The 365-nt window shown below is 71.8% G+C and carries 1 protein-coding gene; it reads left to right on the top strand.

Going from position 1 to position 365, the window contains the following annotated elements; genetic code table 11:
• Window positions 1-312: HRDC domain-containing protein (locus tag AC5RV2_RS19100; protein ID WP_494093631.1), on the top strand; the 312-nt coding region annotated here is incomplete at its 5' end.
• Window positions 313-365: the final 53 nt, after the last annotated feature.

Below are 365 nucleotides of genomic sequence, written 5' to 3'. Positions count from 1 at the left end.
CAGGCCGCGCCGGCGGTGTGCCGCGTCTGCGGCACCCTGCTCGGCAGCGGGGCGGAACGCAAGGTCGGCCGGTGCCACAATTGTCCCCCCACCTATGAGGAGTCGACGTTCGAGGCGCTGCGCGAGTGGCGCAAGGAGACGGCCAGCGAAGCCTCGATGCCCGCCTTCGTGATCTTCACGGATGCCACCCTGGTGGCCATCGCCGAAGCCCGGCCCCAGTCATTGCAGGAGCTGTCCAAGCTGGCCGGCGTGGGGCCGTCCAAACTGGAGCGTTACGGCGAGGATGTGCTGCGCGTCCTGGCCGCGAACTGAACCTGGGCCGGCCGGCCCGGGCAAGCGCGCGCTCAGGCCGCCGGGGCCAGCAC

It is taken from the genome of Arthrobacter sp. Y3225116, from assembly GCF_059091245.1.
Note: the sequence above shows the minus strand (reverse complement) of the source record. Positions and strands in the feature narration are given on the sequence as shown.